This window comes from Parvimonas sp. D2, assembly GCF_035282635.1.
Lineage (GTDB): Bacteria > Bacillota > Clostridia > Tissierellales > Peptoniphilaceae > Parvimonas.
In genome coordinates this window covers 297820-321699 of sequence record NZ_JAYKBO010000001.1, presented here as the reverse complement: position 1 = coordinate 321699, position 23880 = coordinate 297820, and the positions used below count along the sequence as shown (strand labels likewise).

The window sequence follows — 23880 nt, the reverse complement described above, 5'->3', positions numbered from 1 at the left end:
GAGTGTTACTCTAAAATTATAGGAGGATAAATTTATGGAAGAAAACAGAAGTAATTGGAATAGTAGGTTTGGTTACATTATGGCTGCCGCCGGATTTTCAATAGGCCTTGGAAACGTTTGGAGATTTCCTTACTTAGTAGGAACAAATGGTGGTGGAGCATTCGTATTAATTTACTTAGCTATTTGTGTATTAATAGGTGTTCCTCTATTTTATATGGAAGTTGCCTTAGGTAGAAAAGCAATGTCAAGTCCGATCGTTGGTATGAGAAAACTAACTAAAAAAGGTAGCCCTTGGGTAAGTTTTGGTTGGCTTGGAGTTTTAAGTGCATTTTTCATTTTAACTTACTATATTAACATCATGGGTTGGATAATGGCTTATATTGTTAAGATGATTACAGGATCTATGAAAGGATTTACTGCAGAACAATTTACAGCTAACTTCAATGATTTGATGGCTAGCCCAACTCAGTTATTATTCTGGACATTTGTTTGTACAGTAATAATAGGAGTCATAGCTGCTAAAAACTTAAATTCAGGTCTTGAAAAAGCTTGTAAGTTTATGATGCCAGCATTATTTATTATGTTAATTATAGTAGTTATAAGATCCGTAACATTACCAGGAGCTGGAGAAGGTATTAAATGGTATTTAAATGTTGACTTCTCAAAAGTAACTCCTCAAACATTTCTTACTGCATTAGGACAATGTTTCTTCTCAGTTGGTATAGCTAGTGGTGGAGCTTTCGTATATGGTTCTTACCTAAAGAAAGATTCTAATATTCCTGAAGACGGATTAATGGTAGTTGGATTTGATACATTAGCAGCTTTAATTGCTGGTTTTGCAACATTCCCTGCAGTATTCGCATTAGGATTAAAACCAGATTCTGGTTCTAACTTATTATTCGTAACAATGTCAAATGTATTTATGAATATGCCATTTGGACAAGTATTTGGATTTATGTTCTTCTTATTAATGTTCTTTGCGGCATTATCAAGTGCTTTAGGATACTTAGAACCAATAAGTTCTTCATTCTCAGATATGTTAAAATTATCAAGAGCTAAAGGAACAATTTACGCTTTAGTATCAATATTTATAGTTGGACTTTTTACAATATTTGGATTAAATATAATGAGTGGAGTTAAAGTTCTAGGAAAGAATTTATTTGACTTTGCAGATTATCTATCTGGAAATATAATGATGCCACTTGGTGCGATAGCATTAATACTTTATGTATTATTCGTTTGGAAATTTGATAACTTCAAAGAAGAAGTTAACGTAGGAGCTAAAGGACTTAGAGTTCCATCTTTCTTCAAACCAATAGCTTATTTATTACCAATAGCATTAATAATTATATTTGTTGCAGGTTTAGGTATATTTTAAATAAGAACTGGAGATATGTTAATTTAATACACAACTCACCTATAAAATTTATTAAAAAACTCAGGCATGTTGATTGCCTGAGTTTTTTGTGTAATATTATAATTTTTTAATTTTCATTAAATATCATATCATTATTAATTTTTGTATAGAATAATTTTTTTACTGTTTCAAAATCATTATTGAAATTTCCTAGAATCCACATTATTTTTGTAACTGTTGCTTCTGTAGTCATATTGTGAGATTCTAAATAAGATATTGAGCTTATTCTCTTTCCAACTTCGTAAACTCCAACATCAGAACCTTCTTGTGGTACTTGAGTTGTCATTATTATTGTCTTTTGATTATTGTATTCTAAAATTAGTTTCTTTAGTTCTGTTTCTATTGTTTTTGGAATTCCGCCAACACCAAAACTTTCTATTATTATTGCATCGTAGTTTTTGAAAATTTCAGGTAGAATTTTAGCAGTCATTGAAGGAATTAGTTTTAATACAAAAACATTAGTATTTAATGAGTCATAAAACTTAACTTCTTTATTTTCATCTTCATTGTTTATATATCTATAAATTTTTTCATCTTGCATAATTGCTAGGAATGGAAAGTTTACAGATGAGAAAGCGTCAAAGCTTTTAGTTCTTTCTTTTCTTGCTCTTGTTCCAGCAATTACTTTTCCGTCAAAGACAATACTTACACCCTTTGAACTACTTTTTGACGCATATAAAAGGCTATTTAACAAATTATTTTTTGCGTCCGTTATATGCATATCTATTGACTTTTGAGAACCAGTTAAAACAATAGGTTTTTGACTATTTTGTATTAAATATGATAAGGCTGAAGCAGTATATGCCATGGTATCTGTTCCATGAGTTATAACAAAACCGTCATATTTTTTATAATTATTTTTTATTTCATCTTTTATTCTTAACCAGTGTTCAGGTTGCATATCTGTCGAATCTACATTTAAAAGATTTATTGTATCTATTTCGAAATCTAGTTTTGTAAAATTTAAATATTCAAGTAATTTTTTTGAATTGATTTTTGGTGTCAAACCTTCATCAGTTGGCATTGATGCTATTGTTCCGCCTGTTGAAATTAATAAAATTTTTTTCATAACCTAAAACCCCTAAATAATAATTTTTTTAATCAGATATATTATATCACAAAATATAAATATTAAAATATAAATTACGATTATTGTTTTAATAAATTTTTTATCAACAATAGACCATTTGGACTTACATGTAATCCTTGAATATTGTTGTGTACAAGTACTGAAAATGAACGTTTATATAACGGGAAAATAAGATTATCTTTTTTAATATCTTCAATTGAAGTATACATTTTCGAAAAGTCATCATTTTGTAAATAATGATTTATATAGTATTTAATATCCATTTCATCAGTTGTACCTATATTAAATGTTGAATGTGTAATTGATGCATTGCTATCACCTGTAATACTTACTTTTATTCTGTATTTATCAATCCATTCCTTAGACAATGAAGCCAAAATTCTTTCTGATAACTTTGTTCCATTATGTTTTAAAGTGAGAATTTCATTTTGTAAATTTGAAGATTTTAAAATTTCATCAAATTCATTTTTCAACTTAGAAATTTGATCTGAAACTAAATTTTCTTTTTTAAATATAGGTTCAGAATTGTTGTACAAAATGAATTCTGCTAAAAATTTAGAATCTATTAGAGATTCCAAATTTTTTCTCAAAGTGTTATTTTGTAACATTTTATTTTCTGTATCTAGTTTTAGAAATTCAAAAATATTAGTTTTGAAATTTAAAAGTTCAGGTTTTTTACTTGAGTCAAGACGTCTTTCATAAGGGATTTCATAAAATGGAAGGCCGAAAAAGTCAATTTGTTTTAAGTCGAAAAGTTGATAAGCTAATATCTCATTTTCTACTAATTTCAAAGTTACTTTTTTAATCTTTGTATTTACATTATCCCAATAATTTTCATTTTGTTCTAAAATTATTTCTTCATCTGTGTAGCTTTTTAATTTAAAAGCACTATTAGTAATAAGATTTTCTTTGTCAATCTTACTATCTTTTTTAGTAGGGAACATAAATACATTTGAAAGAATTTCATCAAAGTTTTTAACAGGATATTCCATATTGACTTCTATGGTATTTTTATCTGTAATCGTAATTCCTTTAAATTCATTTGATTTTATTTTTCCATCATATAATTTTTTTGCATCTTTAATAAAAAATAGTTTAAAAGCATTAGGATTATTATTTTCTTTATTTAGAATACTAATCCAAGATTGTACATAATCTTCAGCTGTAATATTTGATCCGTCTGACCATTTTAAATTTTCTCTAAGAGTAATTGTCCATTTTTTAAAATCTTGACTTTTTTCAATACTCTCAGCTTGATTTAAAGCAACTTTTCCATGTGATGAATATTCAGTAAGTCCTTCAAAAAGTTGAGATACGACTGAGTCATTATTTAAACTATTTGATAATTTGGGATTAAAATTATAATCTTGTTTTTTAATAGCAGTTACTATTTCTGTATTTGAAGTTTTAGAATTATCATTTTGTTTTTCTTTTTTGTTATTTGAGCAGGACACTAGAATAAATGCTATTAATATTAAAAATATTTTTGAAAATTTCTTCATAATATTCTCCTTAAAATTTTTCTAATAGATATATTTTATCATAATTATATAAAAAATAAAATAATTACAAAAAAGTAATAAAAAAATAAAAGTTATAGTGATTTAAATCACAATTATTAAATTTCTAAAAATTTATTGTTAAAAAATTAAATAAGTTTTGATATATCTTATTAATATGAGGTAAATACATAATACAAAATAATAATTTTGATATTTAATTTTGGAGGTTTATTGTGAGTAGTTCAAAAAAATTAACAAAAAAAGAACTTTTGGAAATGTATGACAAAATGTTACTTATAAGACATTTTGATATGGAACTTAGTAAATTATATTCAAGAGGTTTTATTCATGGAATGACACATTATTCTGTTGGAGAAGAAGCTGCGAATGTAGGTGCTATTTATCCCATGAGAAAAGAAGATTTAATGTATTCAAATCATAGAGGACATGGTCAAACAATTACAAAAGGTATTGATATAAATAAAATGATGGCAGAAATTTTGGGGAAATCTACTGGTCAATGTAAAGGTCGTGGGGGCAGTATGCATCTTTACAATTTGGAAGTAAACAATATGGGATGTAATGGTATTGTTGGCGGTGGACATGGTTTAAGTACAGGTGCTGCTCTTGCTCAAAAGATGAAAAAGACAGGAAATGTTGTTGTTTGTTGTATGGGTGAAAGTGCTACAAATGAAGGAAGTTTTCATGAATGTTTAAATATGGCATCAATATGGAAATTACCTTTAATATTTTATGTAATAAATAATAAATATGGTATTTCAATGTCTCAACAAAGATCAATGACTGTTGAAAGAGTTGTTGATAGAGCAGAGGCTTATAAAGTGAAATCAATTTATGTTGAAGATGGTAATAATGTTTTAGATGTTTATGATGCTATGAGTGAAGCACTTGATTACGCTAGGAAAGGTAATGGACCTGTTTTGGTTGAAGCGAAAAGCTATAGATGGTTTGGTCACTCTGCTTCAGATGCAGGAAAATATAGAGATAAAAAAGAAGTTGACGAATGGAAAGAAAAAGATCCTAATGTTGCATTTAAAAAATATTTGGTTGAAAATAAAATTGCGACTGAAAGTGAACTTGATGAAATGGAAGAAAGTGTAAAGAAAGTAATCGCTGATGCAATAACTTTTGCTAAGGAGTCACCTTTAGCAGATGAAAAAGATGCTTGTACTGACAATTATGCTTAATATTATTTAATAGGAGAAGATTATGACTAGTGAAATAAAGATTATGACTTTGCGTGAAGCAATAAAAGAAGCAATGTCCGAAGAAATGCGTAGAGATGAAAATGTATTTTTAATGGGAGAAGATGTTGGTATTTTCGGAGGAGATTTCGGAACTACTGTCGGAATGCTTGAAGAATTTGGAGAAGAAAGAGTTAGAGATTGTCCTATAAGTGAAGCTGCTATAGCAGGAGCTGCCGCAGGTGCAGCGTCTGTTGGAATGCGCCCTATCGTTGATTTAACTTTTATGGATTTTGTTACAATAGCAATGGATGCTATAGTAAATGAAGCTGCTCCAATGAGATATATGTTAGGTGGAGAAGTAAGTGTTCCAGTTGTTTATCGTTGTGCATCTGGATCTGGTACTGGAGCCGCTGCTCAACACTGCAAGGCTCTTGAATCATGGTTCTGTCATATTCCGGGATTAAAAGTTGTTGCTCCTGGAACAGTGAACGATGCTTATGGAATATTAAAAGCATCAATAAGAGATAATAATCCAGTAATTTTCATTGAATCTAAAGCCCTTTTTGGAAGAAAAGGCGAAGTAAAGGTTGGAGAAATCGTTGAAATTGGAAAAGGAGAAGTTAAAGTTGAAGGCAAAGATGTAACTTTAGTTTCTTGGGGAAGAATGTTAGAAAGAGCATTACAAGCTGCCGAAGAATTGAAAGCTGAAGGAATCAGTGTAGAGGTTGTTGACCCAATAACATTAGTACCTTTAGATGAAGACTTGATAGTTGAATCTGTTAAGAAAACAGGAAGACTTGTTCTTTGCCATGATTCATTTAAAACAGGTGGATTTGGTGGAGAAATTTCAGCTAGAATTGCTGAAAGCGATGCTTTTGATTATTTAGATGCACCAATTTATAGACTTGCTGGAGCCGACACAAATATACCTTCTGCTAAAAACTTAGAAGCAGTAATTGTACCAAGTGTTGAAGATATCAAAAATACAATTAGAAAAGCAGTTAATAGATAGGAGGAAATTATGTCTGATATAAAATTAAGAGCAACACCTGCTGCAAGATTTTTATCTAAGCAAAGTAATATCGACTTATCATTGCTAAAAGGAACAGGTCCAAAGGGAAGAATTCAAAAAGAAGATGTTTTAAATTTTAAAAATTTTGGAATTATTAAAGTTTCTTCTCTTGCGAAAAAAATTGCAGAAGTTGAAGGTATTGATTTAAATAATGTAATTGGAACAGGAGTTAATGGTAAGATTTTAAAGGAAGATGTTTTAGAATTTCTAACAAATAAAGATGTAATTTCCACAGAAAAAGCAGTTGAAGAACAACAAGTTGAAACTCAAGAAGTTAAAAAATCATATGGTGAAGTTGAAGAAGTTCCAATGTCAATGATGAGAAGAACTGTTGCCAAGAGAATGAGTGAAAGTTATTTCACAGCACCAGTTTTTGTAGCAAATATAGAAGTTGATATGACTGAAGTTAAAAACTTAAGAGCTAATATTATGCAACAATTAATTGATGAAACAGGATATAAACTTACTATTACAGATATAATTTCTTTAGCAACTGTTAAGAGTTTAATGAAACATCCATATGTAAATTGTAGTTTATCAGCAGATGGAACTAAAATTTTACTTCATAAATATGTAAATCTTGCTATGGCTGTGGGTCTTGAAAGTGGACTTTTAACTCCTGTTGTTAAAAATGCTGAGAAAATGAATTTAAGAGAACTTATGATTTCATTAAAAGATTTAACTAAAAAAGCTGTTGAAATGAAATTAGAGTCAGAAGAATTAGAAGACAGTACATTTACAATTAGTAATTTAGGAATGTTTGGAATTGATTCTTTTGCTCCTATTATAAATCAACCTAATAGTGCTATTTTAGGTGTAAGTGCAACTGTTGATAAGCCAGTTGTTGTAAATGGAGAAATAACTGTAAAACCTATTATGAAATTATCAATTACTGTTGATCATAGGGTTGTTGATGGAATGGAAGCAGCGAAGTTTTTAAATACTTTGAAAAATTATTTAGAAAATCCTATTTCGATTTTAGTTTAATGTGAGGAGAAAATTATGTTAACAGAAGTAATAATGCCAAAAGCTGGTAGTGAAATGGAAGAAGGCCAAATTGTAAAATGGCTTAAAAAAGAAGGCGACAAAGTTGAAGCTGGAGAAATAATTTTAGAAATTATGACTGATAAGGTTAATATGGAAATTGAAGCCGAGGCTTCAGGAACCTTGCTTAAAATATTAAAACATGATGGAGAAATTGTTCCAGTAATAACAACTATTGCTTATATTGGAGATGAAGGAGATGTTATTCCTGAAACTGCTTCAGCACCTGTTAAAGAAGAAGTTAAGGAAGAAGTAAAAGAAAAGACTGAAGAAAAAGTAGTTGAAGTTAAAGCTGAAACTAAAAAAGATTTAAAAGACGGCGAATATGATGTTGTTGTAATTGGTGCTGGTCCTGCAGGTTATTATTCAGCAATTAAAGCTGCTCAAAAAGGAGCAAAAGTTGCAATAGCTGAAAATAATAAATTTGGTGGTACTTGCTTGAATAGAGGATGTATTCCAACAAAAACATATTTACAAAATGTTGAAGATATAGAAAGAATTAAAGCATCAAGCAAGAGAGGAATCATTTTAGAAAATGATAATGCTACTGTTGATGTTGCAAAGGCTTTAAAATTCAAAAATTCAATAGTAAAGAAACTTACAGCTGGAGTAGAATTCTTATTAAAGAGCAATTCAGTAGAAATATTTAAAGAAACAGCTTATATTAATTCAAATGGAAATGTTACTTTAGAAAGCGGAAAAGAGCTTGTATGTGGTTCTGTAATTTTTGCTGGTGGATCTAAATGTGTTAAAAATATTAAAGGTTCAGATAATTCAAATGTTATAGATACTGATGAAGCTTTGGATTTAAAAGAAGCACCTGAATCATTAGTAATAATCGGAGCAGATTATATTGGAGTTGAAATGGCTCAAATATTCAGTTCTTTCGGAAGTAAAGTAACTGTTGTTGAAAGAAAAGAAACAGCAATTGAAGTTGTAGATTCAGAAGTTTCTTCAATTTTAATCAAGTCTTTAGAAAAATCAGGAATTAAATTTATCTTTGGTAAAGAAATTACTGAAATTTCTGGAGAAAAAGTATTAGCAGGTTCAGAAGAAGTTGCTAGTGCAAAAGTAATTTTACTTACAACTAGAGAAGCTGATTTAACCGCATTAAAAGATGTGAAACTTGAAGTTTCAAATGGAAATGTAGTTGCTAATGAAAAAATGCAATCAAGTTTAAAGAATATTTATGTTCCTGGAGATGTTAATGGTAAAAATCTTCTTGCACATGCTGCATTTAAAATGGGATATGTTGCTGCTTCAGAAATAATTGAAGGCAAATCAGACAAATACAATAACAATGTTATTCCAAGAGCAATTTACACATATCCTGAAATAGGAAGTGTAGGGATAACTGAAGAAGAAGCAAAGAAATCTTATGATGTAAAAGTTGGTAAATTTAACTATGGTGCAAACGGAAGGGCTTTAGCTCACGGGGATTCATCAGGAATGGTTAAGATTATTTCTGATGCAAGATATGGCGAAATTTTAGGAGCTCATATTGTTGGACCTAGAGCATCCGAGTTGATTAATGAAGTTTCAATTTTAATGCAATCAGAAGTTATTGTTGAAGAAGCAATTAAAATGGTATTTGGACATCCAACTTTCTCAGAAGCAATTTATGAAGCAATTGCTGATGTAGAAGGAGTTAGTGTACATTTACCTAAAAAGTAAAAATAATAAAATTTGTTTAAAAAAAGGATAGAATTCTATCCTTTTTTTAATGAATATGATAAAATAGTTCTAATACTTTTGGAATTGAGGAGAAATTATGATTTTTATTAAAAATAAAATTACTGATGTATATTTTAATTTGGCTATGGAAGAATATATTTTTGAAAAATTTAAAGAAGATGAAGTTTTTATGCTTTGGATTAATGAACCTTCTGTAGTTATTGGAAAACACCAAAATTTAATTGAAGAATTAAATATGAAATACTGTTTTGAAAATAATATCAAGATTGCAAGAAGACTTTCTGGTGGTGGTACAGTTGTTCATGATTTTGGAAATCTAAATTATACTTACATAACAAATACAACAGGAGATACTGCACTTGATTTTAAGGAATTTTTAAAACCTATGTATAATGCTCTTTTGAATTTGAAAATAGATGCTAATATTTCTCCAAGAAATGACTTTAGAGTTGAGGAAAAGAAAATTTGTGGACATTCTCAATTTATGAGAAAGAAAAGAGTTCTACATCATGGTTGCATTTTGTTTGATAGTAATTTAGATAATTTAAGAAATGCATTGAATGTAGAAAACAAAAAAATTATTTCAAAATCTGCAAAATCCGTTAAGAGTAGTGTTGCAAATTTAAAAGAAATTTCAAAGCTAGATTACGAAATTTCAGATTTTTTAGAAAAATTAAAAAATGAAATTTTAAAAACTCAAGAGAATTTTGAAATATATGAATTAACAAAAGAGGATATTTTCAAAATAGATAAAATAAAATCTGAAAAATATGAAACAAAAGACTGGATATATGGACAATCTCCTAAATGTACTTTTATCTTAGATGAGGAAAGAGATTACACTGTTGAAATTGATAATGGAAGAATTGAAAAAATAAATATGGTAGCTAAAAGTAAACTTGACAGTTTAATTGGACTGTATTTTGAATATGAAGAAATAAAAAATAAAATAGATGAGTTGAATATAAAAGACGATTATGCTCAGAAATTTATAGAAATTTAAGGTGATTATATGCTATTTTTAAAAGAGATGAATATTGAAGATGCAAAGAAAGAATATATTGCAATAACTTCGATTCCTAAAGATGAGAATGGATTTGAGAATAAATTTTATAATGTTTCATTTGAAGAATTTGTAAATGAGATAATTCCAACTTGTGAAAAACAATCTAAGGGAATAGATTTAAAACCTAATAGAGTTCCTCAAAATTATTATTTCCTATGGGACGATGATGAAATTGTGGGTCTTTTTAAAGTGCGAAAAAAACTTAATGACTCTTTAAGAAAGGGAGCAGGGCATATCGGTTATGGAATTATAAAAAAATATAGAAAAAGAGGCTATGCAACGAGAGGCCTTAAATTAGTAATCGAGCTTATAAAAGATGAAATAAAAGAGGATGAAATTTATATGAGTGTAAATAAGGATAATCCTTACTCTTTAAAAACTCAGCTAAACTGTAGGGCTTATATATTTAATGAAAATGAAGACCACTATTTTACTAGAATTAAAATTTAAGATTTATATTTAAAAATGACAATTCAAAATGGGATTGTCTTTTTTGATAAATAGGCATAAAATCAATAAAACTATTTTACTTTTTTACGTATATATGCTATAATTAATTGTTATGCGTTGTATATATAATATAGAAAGGAAAGTATATGAGAAATATTGAAAATATAAGAAATGTTGCAATTATAGCACATGTTGACCATGGTAAAACTACTTTGGTAGATTGTTTATTAAAAAGTAGCGGTGTTTTTAGAGAAAATCAAGACGTAAAAGAAAGAGTAATGGACTCAAATGATATAGAAAGAGAAAGAGGAATTACAATTCTTTCAAAAAATACTGCCATTGATTATAATGGAATAAAAATTAATGTAATTGATACACCAGGACATGCCGATTTTGGTGGAGAAGTTGAACGTGTTTTAAAAATGGCAAATGGAGTTATACTAGTAGTTGATGCTTTTGAAGGACCTATGCCTCAAACTAAATTTGTTTTGAGAAAAGCTTTTGAACTTAAATTGCCAACCATTATTTGCATAAATAAAATTGATAGACCTGAAGCTAGATGTGAAGAAGTTGTTGATGAAGTTTTAGATTTATTTATCCAACTTGATGCATCTGAAGATTATTTAGAAAGTCCTTTTGTTTTTGCGTCTGCAAGATCTGGATATGCAACTATGGACTTTAACAAAAAGACTGAAGATATGAAAACTCTTTTGGATGTTATTGTTGACTATATTCCTGCACCAAAAGGAGATGAAAATGCGCCTTTTAAATTACTTATTTCTACTACTGATTATAATGAGTATGTAGGAAGAATAGGTATTGGTAAAATAGAAAGCGGTAGTGTTAAGCTTGGAGATGATGCTGTAATTGTAAATTATAATGACAGCAGTATAAATAAGAAAATAAAAATTACTAAAATATATGAATTTGAAAATTTATCTAGAAAAGAAGTTGAGAGCTCTTCTGTAGGAAATATTATTGCGGTAACAGGGGTTGAAGGGATTAGTATTGGAGATACTCTTTGCTCTTTGGAAGATGTAACACCTCTTCCATTTGTAAAGATTTCTGAACCTACTCTTGCTATGAATTTTATAGTTAATAATTCTCCTTTTGCTGGGAAAGAGGGGAAATTTGTTACAAGTAGACAAATTCGTGCAAGACTTTATAAAGAATTAGAAACGGATGTAAGTTTAAGAGTTGAAGACACAGATTCAACCGATAGTTTTAGAGTTTCTGGAAGAGGAGAACTTCATCTTTCAGTTTTAATTGAAAATATGAGAAGAGAAGGTTATGAATTTCAAGTTTCAAAACCTGAAGTTCTATACAAAAAAGATGAAAATGGTAAATTATTAGAACCAATAGAAACTGTAACAATAGATGTAGATCAAGAATTTGTTGGTTCTGTTATAGAAAAGTTAGGACAAAGAAAAGCTGATTTAGTTAATATGAATCCTTCACAAGCAGGATATACAAGACTTATATTTAATATTCCTGCAAGAGGACTTATTGGATATCGTTCAGAGTTTTTAACTGATACTAGAGGAAGTGGAACTTTAAATACTGAATTTAAAGGTTATGAACCTTTCAAAGGCGAAATTCCAAAGAGAAATGTTGGCTCATTAATTTGTTTTGAAACTGGTGTGGCAACAGCTTATGGATTAAATTCAGCACAAGAAAGAGGAATATTATTTATTTCTCCTCAAGCGGAAGTTTATGAAGGAATGGTTGTTGGTTCTAATGCTAAGGGACTTGATATTGAAGTTAATGTTTGTAAAAAGAAACAACAAACAAATATTAGATCATCAGCATCTGATGATGCTTTAAAACTTAGTCCGCCAAAGATTATGAGTTTGGAAGAAATGTTGGAATTTATTGAAAGTGATGAATATATTGAAGTAACTCCAAAGAGTTTAAGAATGAGAAAGAAGATATTGGATTCACAATTAAGATATAAATCTAAGAAAAATAATAAATAGTTTAATAATATGTCATAAATGTGGTATAATAATTGTAAGTTTATATGTTATAAGGATAGATGTATTTTTAGCATAATGAAATAAATATATTAATTGAGAAAAAATTTATATTTAAATAAAAAATATTTTGGAGGGATTTGTTTGCCTAAGATATTAGTAAGAAAAAGTGCTCCTTTAGAAGGTTCTGTAAAGATTGATGGAGCAAAGAATGCAGCACTACCTATTATAGCTGCTTCGCTTTTAGGAACTGAACCAATAGTGCTAGAAGATGTTCCTAATTTAGTAGATGTTAAGATAATTTTAAAAGTTTTAGAAAGTTTAGGTGCAAAAGTTGAATTTTTGTCTGAAAATAGAGTTTCTATTGATTCAAGTAAGATTAATTCTTTTGTAACTGATAGAAGTTTGATGGAAAAGATGAGAGCATCATTCTTGGTAATGGGTCCATTACTTGCAAGATTTGGAAGAGCAGATGCATTTTTACCTGGTGGTTGTGCTATAGGTTCTAGACCAATTGATTTGCATTTAAAGGGATTTAAAATTTTAGGGGCTTTAATTGAAGAAGAACCTGATAAAGTTTCAGCAAGATGCGAAAAACTTTATGGAGATACAATTTATTTGGATTTTCCATCAGTAGGTGCAACACAAAATATAATGATGGCTGCAACTCTAGCTAAAGGTGAAACTATAATTGAAAATGCTGCAAAAGAGCCTGAAATTGTAGATTTAGGAAATTTTTTAAATAAAATGGGAGCGAAAGTCTCAGGAGCAGGAACTTCTACTATTAGAATTATAGGTGTAGAAAAATTAGGTGGTACAGTTCATACTATTATTCCTGACAGGATAGAAGCTGCTACATTTATGATAGCTGCTGCAATTACTGGTGGAAAAGTTGTAGTTCAAAATTGTATTTCAAATCATATAAAACCTGTTATTGCTAAATTGAAAGAAACAGGTGCTTATGTTGTTGTAAATGAAGATGAGGATTCAATTTTTGTAAAGGGTGGCGATAAGATTAAAGGTACAGATATTAAGACTTTACCTTATCCTGGTTTTCCAACAGATGTTCAAGCTCAATTTATGGCTTATTTATGTGTATGTGAAGACCAAGCAAAAGTTACAGAAACAGTTTTTGAAAATAGATTTATGCATGTTGAAGAGCTTAATAAAATGGGAGCTATAATTGCTACAAGTGGGAAAGAAGCTAGAATTGCCGGAGTTAGACAACTTGTTGGAGCAGAAGTTAACGCTACAGATTTAAGAGCGGGAGCTGCGCTTGTTTTAGCGGGCCTTGTTGCTGAAGGTACTACAACCATTGGAAATATATATCATATAGATAGAGGATATAATGATTTTGTTGGTAAAATGAGATCATTGGGTGCTAATATTGAAAGAATAGAAGATTAATTTTTTAGGAAACTAGTTATAGTTTCCTAAATTTATATACAGGAGAATTTATGAAATTAACAGGAGAAGTTATAAAGGTCAGATATGTAAATGAAGAAAATGGATATTCTGTTTTTGACTTGAATACAAGTGATGGTGAAATCAAAATTGTAGGAATTTTTGATTCTGTTAATGTTGGAGAAAGTTTAGAAGTTGAAGGGGAGTTCACATATGATAACAAATATGGAGAACAGCTTAATGTAACTTCTTATCAAAAAAAATTACCTAGTTCTATTACTGAAATTCAAAAATATTTAGCTAGCGGAATTATTTCTACTATTGGTACTAAGAATGCTATCTATATAGTTGAACAATTTGGTAAAGAAAGTTTAAATATAGTTTTTGATGAGACCGATAGATTGATTGAAGTTAGAGGTATTGGAAAGAAGAGTATTGAGAAAATAAAAAAATCAGTTGAAGAATTGAAATTTAGCAAAAATATTTTATTTCACCTTAGTGGGCTTGGTATAAGTTTAAGTTTATCTAAAAAGATTTATAATATTTTTCGTGAAAATACTTTAGAAGTTATTAATGAAAACCCATACAAACTGATTAAAAATGTAAAAGGGATTGGCTTTTTAAAAGCTGATGAGATAGCTCTAAAGAATAATTTAGATAAAAATAGTCCTTATAGAATTGAATCAGCTATTATTTACGTTTTAAATCAAAAAGCTATAAATTTTGGACATGTATACTATCCTAAGAGAAAACTTACTGATGAAGTTTCTAAACTTATAGGAGTTGAAACAGAACTTATAGAACCTGTATATATGAATTTACTTTTATCTTCCGAAGTAGTTATAGATAATTCATTTGAAGAATCAAATGTTTATTTAGATTATTTATATATTTCTGAAAGCTATATTGCGAGTAAACTTGCAAAAATGGCTTTAAATGAAGATTTCAAAATTTTATTTGATATTGATAAGGAAATTAAAACTGCAATCAAAAGTTTGTCCATAAAACTGTCAGATATTCAGATAAATGCTATAAGCTCTTGTTTTAAAGAAAATATTTCTATTATAACTGGTGGTCCGGGCACAGGGAAAACCACAATAATAAATACAATATCAAAGATATATTTAGATAATGGATATAATATTTCTCTTTGTGCTCCAACAGGTAGAGCTGCAAAAAGAATCGAAGAAACTACAGGGATAGAAGCTAAGACTATTCATAGAATGTTAGGATATATTCCAAGCAGTTATGATGATATTGGACATTTCGAATATAATGAAGATAATCCTTTGGATACTGATGTAATTATTATTGATGAGATGAGTATGGTTGATGTGGTACTTTTTGAAAAACTTTTAAGAGGAATAAAGGATAATACCAGATTAATCATAGTTGGAGATGTTGATCAGTTACCAAGTGTTGGATCAGGAAATGTTTTAAGAGATTTAATTAATTCTGAAAAGATAAAATATACAAAACTTGTTGATATTTTTAGACAATCTGAAAGTAGTAATATAATTGTTAATGCTCACAAAATAAATAATGGACAAGAGCCAATTTTAAATGAAAAAAATAGTGATTTTTTCTTTTTAAAAACTGAAACACCAGCAATTACTAGAAATGTTGTAGTTGATTTGATTAGTAAAAGGCTTCCGAATGCTTATGGCTATGATTTTTCTAAAGATATTCAAATTCTTACTCAAAGTAGAAAAGGAATCTGTGGAGTTTTTGAATTAAATAGATTGTTACAGGATATTTTAAATCCGAAAACTGAAACAACTGATGAACTATTAGTTGGTAATAAACTTTTTCGTGTAAATGATAAAGTTATGCAAACTAAAAATAATTATAATCTTTCTTTTTTTGATTCTGACGGAGAAGAAAATTTTGGTGTATATAATGGAGATATGGGACATATTATTTTCATTGATAAATCAAGTAAGAAGTTGACAGTTGAAATGGATGATAATAGGGTTATAGATTATACCTTAGAAGATTTAGATAATTTAGAATTAGCTTATGCAATAACTATACATAAGTCTCAAGGTTCTGAATTTAAATCTGTAATTATTCCTATGTTTGATGGATATAGACTACTTCAAACCAGAAATTTATTATATACTGCTATTACAAGAGCTAAGGAAAATATTGTACTAGTTGGAGATAAGAATGTTATGAATAATATGATTAGAAATAATACAATAAATAGCAGATATTCTAATTTGGAAAATAGAATAAAACATTTTTATGGTCTTGTTGAGGAATTGTTGTAATGATAAAAAAATTTTTAAAAAGTTTCTTTTTTAATGAAGATTATTGTTTTTTCTGTAAAGATAATATTGTAAAAGATTTTTATTTGTGTGAGGATTGTATATCCAAAATAAGAAAATATGACAAGGAAATTTTTAATGATTATGGAGAAGAATATTTTAAAAAAGATATTTTATTCTATTATTCTGGAATACTAAAGATAAAAATTAAGGAATTTAAGTTTGAAAATGGAGTGTATTTAAAAAATCCTTTCGGAAAGTTGATATATGAAAATTTGGATAAATCTTTGATTGAAAAGATTGATTACATAGCTTATGTTCCTTCAAGTAAAAAGAAGATGAAACTCAGAGGATATAATCATTCAAAACTTCTTGCAGAGGAAATTTCAAAGTATTCTAATATACCATTATTTGATAATCTTCGTAAGATAAAAAATACAAAATCACAACATTTTTTATCCCTTGAAGAAAGAAGTGTAAATTTACAAAATTCCTTTTTAGTTGATTGTGATTTAAGTGGAAAAAATATTTTGCTATTAGATGATATACACACAAGTGGAGCTACGATTGATGAGTGTTATAAAGAATTAAAAAAGGCAAATTGTAACTTTGTTTGGGCTGTGTGCTTATGTGGAGTTTTTTAATATTGTAATTTAAGCGAGTTGAAATTACTCGCTTTTTGATTATAAATTTTAGTAAAGGTAATACTACGATTTTTAGATTGAAAATTTTTAAATTTTTATTATTAAAAAAGTTGAAAAAAAGTCATAATTTTAATTGTAAACGCTTATTTAAAATGATATAATATAAGAGCAAATCATACAATTTATTTTTAACTAATATACAGGGGGAATTATGAAAATATTTAAAAGAATTTTAATCTCATCTTTGGCACTTGTTTTAAGTGCAGGACTTCTTGTGGGTTGTGGATCTAAGAAAGAAGCTAAAAAATCTGCTGATGGGAAAATTACTATTGAAAAACTTTCAATCGGTTTTGTGCCTTCAAGAGAACCGTCAGAAATAGTTACCGCAACAGAACCTTTGAAAAATTTACTAAAGGAACAATTAGCAAAAGAAGGCTATGATGTTAAAAATGTTGATATAACAGTTGGAACGAGTTTTGAAGCAGTAGGTGAAGGACTTAATGCAGGAACTTTAGATATCGGATTTATTCCTGCAGGAACTTATGTTCTATATAGAGACGGAGCAGAAGTTCTTTTGACTGCTACCAGAAAAGGTCTTTCTATAAATGATGATTCTGCTAAGGTTTGGAATGAACAAAAACCTACAAAGAAAACTAATGACCAAGCTACTTCTTATAGAGCATTGATGATTGCCGGACCGTCTGAAAAAGGGAAAGCTATCGCTAAAAAAGTAAATGCCGGAGAAAAATTAACATGGGATGATGTTAAAGACTTAAAATGGAGTGTTATGAATCCAACTTCACCAGCAGGATATATTTATCCAACTCTTTGGCTAAATGAAACTTTTGGAAAAACTATTAAAGATTTAGGAAATAATGCAATTTTGAGTGATTCTTACGGTTCTGCATTTGCAAGACTTGCTTCAGGTCAAGTAGATGTACTTTGTACATATGCTGATGCTAGACTTGACCAAGAAAAGAAATGGACTGAAAATTATGGAAGAAAAACATCAATTTGGGAAGAAACAAATCTAATTGGTGTTACAACTCCTATATATAATGATACTGTAAGTGTTTCTAAAAAATCTAAGAATATAACACCCGAATTCAAAAAAGCTCTTGAAAAATCACTTATTGAAATAGCTAAAACTGAAGAAGGAAAAAAAGTTATATCTGTTTATAGTCATGAAGGTTATCAACCAGCAAAGGATAGTGACTACGATAATGAAGCAAAAGCTCAAGATATTGTAAAAAAATTAAAATAATGATGAATTAATTAAATTGTGTGAGTATTAGGGAGAGAGAAATCTCTCCTTTTTTAACAAAATATATGGAGAAAAAAATGATAGAATTTAAAAAAGTTAGTAAAGTTTATCCTAATGGTACAAAGGGATTAATAGATGTCGATTTAAAAATAGATCAGGGAGAGTTTGTAGCGATTATAGGACTTTCTGGATCAGGTAAATCTACATTAATTAGATGTGTCAATAAGATGCATGAAATTACTTCAGGAGAATTAATTGTAAATGATGTTGATGTAAAAAAATTAAGTGGATCAGATATTAGAAAGTTTCGAAGAAAAATTGGAATGATTTTTCAATCTTTCAACTTAGTTACAAGAACTACAGTTATAAAAAATGTTTTAACTGCATTTGTTCCGGATTTAACAGGTTTTAGAAAATTTTTTGGGATATTTCCTAAGGAATGCAAGATAAAATCTTTAGAAGCTTTAGATAAAGTAGATATGTTGGAAAAAGCTTATGTAAGAGTTGACCAACTTTCGGGAGGTCAACAACAAAGAGTAGCTTTAGCAAGAGCCTTAGGTCAAAACCCTCAAATTATTTTAGCCGATGAACCAGTTGCCGCTCTGGATCCTGTAACTTCAAATCAAGTTATGGAAGATTTTAGAAAAATTAATAAAGAAAATAATATTACAATTTTAATTAATATTCATGACGTAGATTTAGCTTTAAAATATTGTGATAGAGTTGTTGGAATAAACAAAGGTAGAATTGTTTATGATGGATCAGCAAGTGATATTACAAAGGAAATCTTAGATAAAATTTACCAAAAAGATTTATTTGAAACTGGAGAATAATATGAAAAATATATTTGATACTATATTTCCAAAAGAAAAGATAACTTTAGATAATGGAAAAGTTGCTTTCAGGCCACGTTCAAAAACTCCTTTAATTACAGTTATCGTAATTTTTTTAATGTATATTTCAGTAAAGGTTACTGGTTTTAATTTTGAAGTATTTAAAAATTTTGGAAACTTTTTTAATATTTTAAAAGGGATGATTCCACCTGATTTTAGTTATTCTAAAGAAGTTTTAACTCCACTTTTTGATACTATAAAAATGTCTTTGATGGGGTCGTTTTTAGGAGCATTAGTTTCATTACCTATTGCAATTTTAGCTTCCAGCAATATAACTAAAAATAAATTTGTAAATGGATTTTTTAAATTATTTTTAAGTATTTTAAGAACTCTACCTTCTCTTGTTTGTGCTTTAATAGCAACTTATATATGGGGTCTTGGTACTTTTGCAGGAACAGTTGCAATCTTTATTTTTTCATTATCTTATGTTGGAAAATTATTGTATGAATCAATTGAAACTGTTGATATGGGAGCTTTTGAATGTATGGAATCTATGGGATTTACTAAATTCTACGCTTTTAGATATGCTATACTACCGGTTGTTTTACCTTCATATATTTCAACAGCACTATTCAACTTTGAAGGTAATGTTAGATATGCAGCAATTCTAGGTTATGTTGGAGCAGGTGGTATTGGTATGATTTTGAATGAAAAACTCGGTTGGAGAGAATATTCAAAAGTTGGTACCATAGTATTTTTATTACTTTTAACTGTTTTTGTAATAGAAATTATAAGTGAACATTTTAGAGGAAGGTTGGAGTAATGGAAATGATGAATTCAAAAGTAGAAGAAAAATTAAAAAAAGAGCCAAAATCTTATACTTATATCATTGCAGTTATTGTAATAGTTTTAGGACTTTTAGTTTGGTCAGCAATGTCTATTAAAAAAGGCGATGATGTTAAAGATTCAATGACTATTGCTAAAAACATTATAAGTGGAATATTACATCCTGATGTAGAATTTCTTTTTAGACTTGATAATAAAGGTGTAATTTATTTACTTTTTGAAACAATGTGTATTGCGTTTTTAGGAACCATAATTGGAGCAATTATTTCTATTCCTTTTGCATTTATTTCTGCAAAGAAAATTGTCTCAAAATATGTAGCTGTAATCGGAAGATTTTTCACGATGTGTGTTAGAACTGTTCCAGCTTTTATTTATGGACTTATGTTTATAGGTGTTACAGGACCTGGAGCGCTGGCTGGGGTATTTACAATGTCAGTTGTTTCAATAGGAATGGTTACTAAATTATATATAGATGTTATAGAAGATTTAGATTTTGGAATAATTGAATCACTTTCTGCGATTGGTTGTACTAAAATTGAGCAAATAAGATATGGAATTTTACCACAAATTTATTCAAAGTTAATTTCTATCGTTATTTACAGATTTGATATGAATTTAAGAGATGCATCAGTTCTAGGACTTGTAGGAGCGGGTGGAATTGGAGCTCCACTTATTTTTGCAATGAACAATTATCGTTGGAACGAAGTTGGATCAATTTTAGTTGGAATAATTATTTTAGTTTTAATTATAGAAGTATTTTCTAATAATGTAAGAAGAAAATTGGCGAGGGGATATTAATGGCTTTTAAAATTTTATCTACCACTGATGTTCATGGTAATTTACTAGCATATAATTTTGTAAACTCTGCTATAGCTAGTAAAGGACTTTCAAGATTTTCAACTTTTTTAAAAGAGGAAAGAAAAAAGGGAAAAGTAATTTATGTTGATAATGGAGATATAAATCAGGGAACACCTTTGGTAACCTATGCTAATGCTAATTTAAAAGAAAATATAGTTGCTAAAGCTCTTAATCATATACATTGTGATTATATTAATATAGGAAATCATGATTTTAACTATGGTAGTGGGTTTTTATATAATTATGTTAAAGAAAATAATGCAAAATGTATTACTGGTAATGTAAAGTATAAAGATGAAAAACTTGGAAATACAGATATTATTTGCATAGATAATAAAAAAATTGCATTAATTGGAGTTGTAACTGATTATATTGACAATTGGGAAAATCCTAAAAATTTAGAAAATTTGGAAATCTTAAGCGTTTTTGAAACTGTTAAAAACTCAGTTGAAGCTGTTAGAGATAAGGTTGACTATGTGGTAGTTTTTTATCATGGCGGTTTTGAAAGAGATTTAGAAAGTGGAGAACCAACTGAAAACTTAACAGGGGAAAATGTTGGATATGAGATTTGTGATAAAATTTCTGGAATAGATGTTTTAGTTACAGGTCATCAACATAGAACTTTAACAGGAAAGATAAAAGACACTCTTGTAATACAATGTGCCGATGGCTGTGCAACTTGTATGGAAATTTTATTTGATGAAAATATTTCAGTTAATCTTAAAGGTATTTCAGAATATGAAATTGATGTTGAAATGGAAGAAAAATTTAAAGAAGTTTTAAATGAAACTGAAAAATGGTTGGATGTAGAAATTGGTAGTTGTAATAAAGAAATGTATATTTCTGATACAAAGACTGCTCAATTGGAAAAATATCCAATTACAAGTTTTATAAACAAAATTCAAAAAGAAATAATGGGAGCGGATATATCTTCTTGTTGTCTTTTTGAAGTTATGCCTGGTTTTGGTAAAAAGTTAAGATATAGAGATATAATTTTAAATTATCCATTTCCAAATACATTAGTTTTAAAAGAAATGAGTGGGCAAAATATTTTAGATTATTTAACACAGCTTTCAACTTATTGGATAGTTAAGGATAATAAAATTGATATTAATCCAAAGTTTTTATATCCAAAAAGAGAGATGTATAATTATGATATGCTTGATGGAATAGAATATACAATGAACATTTCCAAAAGTGGTAAAAATTATATAACAGATGTAAAAGTTGATGGAGAAGAGTTGATTTTAGATAAAAAATATAAACTTGTATTAAATAATTATAGAGCGACTGGTGGAGGAAATTTTTCGCTTTTCCCAGAACTTAAAACTCTTAAAGAAGATACGAGAGATATCGCCGAAGTTTTGATTGATTATGTAAAAGATAATAATTATGTTGAAATTGAGGACAAGAATAATATAAAATTAAAAATAGTAGATTAGGTAAAAAGACTATTGCAATAGATGCAATAGTCTTTTATATATAAAGATAAAATACAAAAAGGTTGGAAATTATTCCAACCTAAACTTTTAAAAATTCTATATCTTAATTTTATCTGTAAAATGATCCTTGTTGCCATCCGCCTTTTAAATATATTGCATGAGCAATCATACTTACTAATACATTTGAAATTGCCATTGCAAGCCATATACCTGTTGCACCATAACTTGTAAAATTCTTGAAAAAAAGTATTAATGGAAGCCTTATTATCCAAAGTCTTATCATATCTATAGCCATTGAATACTTACTATTTCCAGAACCTTGGAAAAGTCCTTGATATACAAAAAACATATTTAACATTACAAGAGTTATTAATGTATAGAACATATAACTATTTGCTTGTACCATAAGTACTGAATCTTTTGGTGCACTTATAAAGAAAGATAAAATTTCATATCTAAATATAAAACTAATTATTGCAATTATAATTGACATAATAATTATAATAATAGAAGCTTTTTTAAATGTTTCTTTAACTCTCTTTATATTATTATTTCCTATATTTTGTCCAATAATTGAAGTTATTGCAGAGCCTACTCCGCCTGGAGGAATATTTAAAAGTCCACTTATTCTATTTACCATACCGTAAGCTGCAACAGTTTCTGTTCCATAGCTTTGAATAAATGAGTTCATTATTATAAATCCTAAGGCAGAACCAACTTGTCCTATTACTGATGGTAAAGTAATTCTATAAATTCTTTTTAGAATATGTTTTTCCCATTTAATATATACTAAACTATTTAGATTTAATTTAATAATATCTTTGTTTATTCTTAAATGAATAAATCCAACAATACACATTATTCCTTGTGTTAATACTGTTGCAACAGCCGCTCCCTTTACTCCAAGTCCAAGTCCTGAAATTGATGTAAAAGGAATTATATCAAAAATAAAAATCGGATTTAAAATCATATTTAATATAACACAAATTGTACTTATCATTGTAGGAATTGTGTTTTTGCCCTGAGCAGATAATATTGATGAATATATGTAGTAAAGAAATATAAATGGAATTCCAAGATAGCTATATTTTAAATAGATTATACTATATTTTGCCAAATCTCCAGTTGCACCCATCATTTTTACTATCAAATCAGCACTAAAATATCCTAACAACATAAATACTATAGAAAATAGTAAAGAAATATTAATTAAAGTATCCGCATATTTTTGTGCATGTAAATAATCCTTTCGACCTAATAATTGAGAAATTAAAGATATAGCAGCTATTGACAGTCCAATCCCAATAGAATTAAATAAAAAAATAACAGGCCAAGTAAAACTTGTTGATGCAAATTCTGCTGTTCCTAATTTTCCTAGCCAAAAGGCATCTGCAAGAGAGTATAACTGTTGAATAAAATTGTTTAAAATAATTGGAATGGATATTATTGCTATTATTTTGTAAATATTACCATGTAGAATCATTTCGCTTCGTTCTTTTTTCATACAACACCTCCCATAAAAATTTATACCTTTATTATATTCCACAAATATAGTGGAATAAAACATATTTAAATAAAAATCTTTTAAAAATATTATAATAATAGTAAAAATGTACTTTTATATTATTTAGTTCAACTAATTTTTTGAAAATATTTATCATTAATTATAGAAATTTATTATAACTTCTTATAAATTTGTTAGTTTATTAAAATATGTACTATAAGCGTAATATCAATAATAAAAAATAATATTTTTATTTTATAATAAATTATGATAAATTATAAAAATATGATATAATAAT

Annotated in this window: 19 protein-coding genes; 16 read left to right on the top strand and 3 right to left on the bottom strand. The window is 28.2% G+C overall.

The window, feature by feature from the left end:
- Window positions 1-34: 34 nt before the first annotated feature.
- Window positions 35-1378 carry a sodium-dependent transporter gene (locus tag VJI77_RS01480; RefSeq protein ID WP_293438800.1) on the top strand — a complete coding sequence of 448 codons (1344 nt, stop codon included), beginning with the start codon at window positions 35-37 and terminating at the stop codon, window positions 1376-1378.
- A 106-nt stretch (window positions 1379-1484) separates the two neighbouring features.
- Here the strand turns inward: VJI77_RS01480 and VJI77_RS01475 are convergent, their stop codons facing one another.
- Both VJI77_RS01475 and VJI77_RS01470 read right to left on the bottom strand, forming a co-directional pair.
- Window positions 1485-2486, bottom strand: coding sequence for an asparaginase (locus tag VJI77_RS01475; protein WP_323987971.1), 1002 nt, complete (start codon window positions 2484-2486; stop codon window positions 1485-1487).
- Between the two features lie 80 nt (window positions 2487-2566).
- A complete protein-coding gene (locus VJI77_RS01470) occupies window positions 2567-4009 on the bottom strand; it encodes an ABC transporter substrate-binding protein (protein WP_323987970.1) in 1443 nt (480 codons plus the stop codon).
- 233 nt (window positions 4010-4242) lie between these two features.
- Between VJI77_RS01470 and VJI77_RS01465 the strand changes: the two genes are divergently transcribed.
- The 15 genes from VJI77_RS01465 to VJI77_RS01395 all read left to right on the top strand — a co-directional run bounded on the left by VJI77_RS01465 (window position 4243) and on the right by VJI77_RS01395 (window position 22078).
- A complete protein-coding gene (locus tag VJI77_RS01465; protein ID WP_323987969.1) occupies window positions 4243-5217 on the top strand; it encodes a thiamine pyrophosphate-dependent dehydrogenase E1 component subunit alpha in 975 nt (324 codons plus the stop codon).
- A gap of 22 nt (window positions 5218-5239) precedes the next feature.
- Entirely contained in the window at window positions 5240-6229 is a 990-nt protein-coding gene (locus tag VJI77_RS01460) for an alpha-ketoacid dehydrogenase subunit beta (protein ID WP_323987968.1), read from the top strand.
- A 9-nt stretch (window positions 6230-6238) separates the two neighbouring features.
- Window positions 6239-7276, top strand: a complete 1038-nt coding sequence (locus VJI77_RS01455; RefSeq protein WP_323987967.1) for a dihydrolipoamide acetyltransferase — start codon at window positions 6239-6241, stop codon at window positions 7274-7276.
- 15 nt (window positions 7277-7291) lie between these two features.
- A complete protein-coding gene (gene lpdA / locus VJI77_RS01450; RefSeq protein ID WP_323987966.1) occupies window positions 7292-9007 on the top strand; it encodes a dihydrolipoyl dehydrogenase in 1716 nt (571 codons plus the stop codon).
- 97 nt (window positions 9008-9104) lie between these two features.
- On the top strand, window positions 9105-10031 hold the full coding sequence (locus VJI77_RS01445) for a lipoate--protein ligase family protein (RefSeq protein WP_323987965.1): 927 nt from the start codon (window positions 9105-9107) through the stop codon (window positions 10029-10031).
- 9 nt (window positions 10032-10040) lie between these two features.
- Window positions 10041-10544, top strand: a complete 504-nt coding sequence (locus tag VJI77_RS01440) for a GNAT family N-acetyltransferase (protein WP_323987964.1) — start codon at window positions 10041-10043, stop codon at window positions 10542-10544.
- Between the two features lie 146 nt (window positions 10545-10690).
- The gene (typA, locus tag VJI77_RS01435; protein WP_314719879.1) at window positions 10691-12520 is read left to right on the top strand and encodes a translational GTPase TypA; all 1830 of its coding nucleotides are present in this window, start codon (window positions 10691-10693) and stop codon (window positions 12518-12520) included.
- Between the two features lie 141 nt (window positions 12521-12661).
- Window positions 12662-13924, top strand: a complete 1263-nt coding sequence (gene murA, locus VJI77_RS01430; RefSeq protein ID WP_009372451.1) for a UDP-N-acetylglucosamine 1-carboxyvinyltransferase — start codon at window positions 12662-12664, stop codon at window positions 13922-13924.
- A gap of 50 nt (window positions 13925-13974) precedes the next feature.
- A complete protein-coding gene (gene recD2 / locus VJI77_RS01425) occupies window positions 13975-16194 on the top strand; it encodes an SF1B family DNA helicase RecD2 (RefSeq protein WP_323987963.1) in 2220 nt (739 codons plus the stop codon).
- The gene (locus VJI77_RS01420) at window positions 16194-16835 is read left to right on the top strand and encodes a ComF family protein (RefSeq protein WP_323987962.1); all 642 of its coding nucleotides are present in this window, start codon (window positions 16194-16196) and stop codon (window positions 16833-16835) included. Before recD2 ends, VJI77_RS01420 begins: the two co-directional genes overlap by 1 nt.
- Window positions 16836-17046: 211 nt before the next feature.
- Window positions 17047-18099 (top strand): phosphate/phosphite/phosphonate ABC transporter substrate-binding protein, encoded by a 1053-nt coding sequence (locus VJI77_RS01415; RefSeq protein WP_323987961.1) that lies wholly within the window; start codon window positions 17047-17049, stop codon window positions 18097-18099.
- Window positions 18100-18176: 77 nt separating this feature from the next.
- The gene (gene phnC / locus VJI77_RS01410; protein ID WP_009372456.1) at window positions 18177-18932 is read left to right on the top strand and encodes a phosphonate ABC transporter ATP-binding protein; all 756 of its coding nucleotides are present in this window, start codon (window positions 18177-18179) and stop codon (window positions 18930-18932) included.
- Between the two features lies 1 nt (window position 18933).
- Window positions 18934-19755: a phosphonate ABC transporter, permease protein PhnE gene (gene phnE / locus VJI77_RS01405; protein ID WP_009372583.1), complete on the top strand. Its 822-nt coding sequence runs from the start codon at window positions 18934-18936 to the stop codon at window positions 19753-19755.
- Window positions 19755-20576 carry a phosphonate ABC transporter, permease protein PhnE gene (gene phnE, locus VJI77_RS01400; RefSeq protein ID WP_323987960.1) on the top strand — a complete coding sequence of 274 codons (822 nt, stop codon included), beginning with the start codon at window positions 19755-19757 and terminating at the stop codon, window positions 20574-20576. Before phnE (VJI77_RS01405) ends, phnE (VJI77_RS01400) begins: the two co-directional genes overlap by 1 nt.
- Window positions 20576-22078 carry a bifunctional metallophosphatase/5'-nucleotidase gene (locus VJI77_RS01395; protein ID WP_323987959.1) on the top strand — a complete coding sequence of 501 codons (1503 nt, stop codon included), beginning with the start codon at window positions 20576-20578 and terminating at the stop codon, window positions 22076-22078. The genes phnE (VJI77_RS01400) and VJI77_RS01395 overlap by 1 nt, the downstream gene beginning before the upstream one ends.
- Before the next feature lie 109 nt (window positions 22079-22187).
- On the opposite strand, the gene VJI77_RS01390 is transcribed toward VJI77_RS01395, so the two are convergent.
- Window positions 22188-23582: an MATE family efflux transporter gene (locus VJI77_RS01390; protein ID WP_323987958.1), complete on the bottom strand. Its 1395-nt coding sequence runs from the start codon at window positions 23580-23582 to the stop codon at window positions 22188-22190.
- Between the last annotated feature and the right edge of the window lie 298 nt (window positions 23583-23880).

Bases quoted from the DNA above. Each gene is read 5' to 3' on its own strand.
- VJI77_RS01440 (WP_323987964.1), top strand. From the start codon at position 10,041: ATGCTATTTTTAAAAGAGATGAATATTGAAGATGCAAAGAAAGAATAT.
- VJI77_RS01480 (WP_293438800.1), top strand. From the start codon at position 35: ATGGAAGAAAACAGAAGTAATTGGAATAGTAGGTTTGGTTACATTATG.
- VJI77_RS01415 (WP_323987961.1), top strand. From the start codon at position 17,047: ATGAAAATATTTAAAAGAATTTTAATCTCATCTTTGGCACTTGTTTTA.
- typA (WP_314719879.1), top strand. From the start codon at position 10,691: ATGAGAAATATTGAAAATATAAGAAATGTTGCAATTATAGCACATGTT.
- VJI77_RS01390 (WP_323987958.1), bottom strand. From the start codon at position 23,582: ATGAAAAAAGAACGAAGCGAAATGATTCTACATGGTAATATTTACAAA.
- VJI77_RS01470 (WP_323987970.1), bottom strand. From the start codon at position 4,009: ATGAAGAAATTTTCAAAAATATTTTTAATATTAATAGCATTTATTCTA.
- VJI77_RS01475 (WP_323987971.1), bottom strand. From the start codon at position 2,486: ATGAAAAAAATTTTATTAATTTCAACAGGCGGAACAATAGCATCAATG.
- VJI77_RS01445 (WP_323987965.1), top strand. From the start codon at position 9,105: ATGATTTTTATTAAAAATAAAATTACTGATGTATATTTTAATTTGGCT.
- VJI77_RS01460 (WP_323987968.1), top strand. From the start codon at position 5,240: ATGACTAGTGAAATAAAGATTATGACTTTGCGTGAAGCAATAAAAGAA.
- recD2 (WP_323987963.1), top strand. From the start codon at position 13,975: ATGAAATTAACAGGAGAAGTTATAAAGGTCAGATATGTAAATGAAGAA.
- VJI77_RS01420 (WP_323987962.1), top strand. From the start codon at position 16,194: ATGATAAAAAAATTTTTAAAAAGTTTCTTTTTTAATGAAGATTATTGT.
- phnE (WP_009372583.1), top strand. From the start codon at position 18,934: ATGAAAAATATATTTGATACTATATTTCCAAAAGAAAAGATAACTTTA.
- lpdA (WP_323987966.1), top strand. From the start codon at position 7,292: ATGTTAACAGAAGTAATAATGCCAAAAGCTGGTAGTGAAATGGAAGAA.
- phnE (WP_323987960.1), top strand. From the start codon at position 19,755: ATGGAAATGATGAATTCAAAAGTAGAAGAAAAATTAAAAAAAGAGCCA.
- phnC (WP_009372456.1), top strand. From the start codon at position 18,177: ATGATAGAATTTAAAAAAGTTAGTAAAGTTTATCCTAATGGTACAAAG.
- VJI77_RS01395 (WP_323987959.1), top strand. From the start codon at position 20,576: ATGGCTTTTAAAATTTTATCTACCACTGATGTTCATGGTAATTTACTA.
- VJI77_RS01455 (WP_323987967.1), top strand. From the start codon at position 6,239: ATGTCTGATATAAAATTAAGAGCAACACCTGCTGCAAGATTTTTATCT.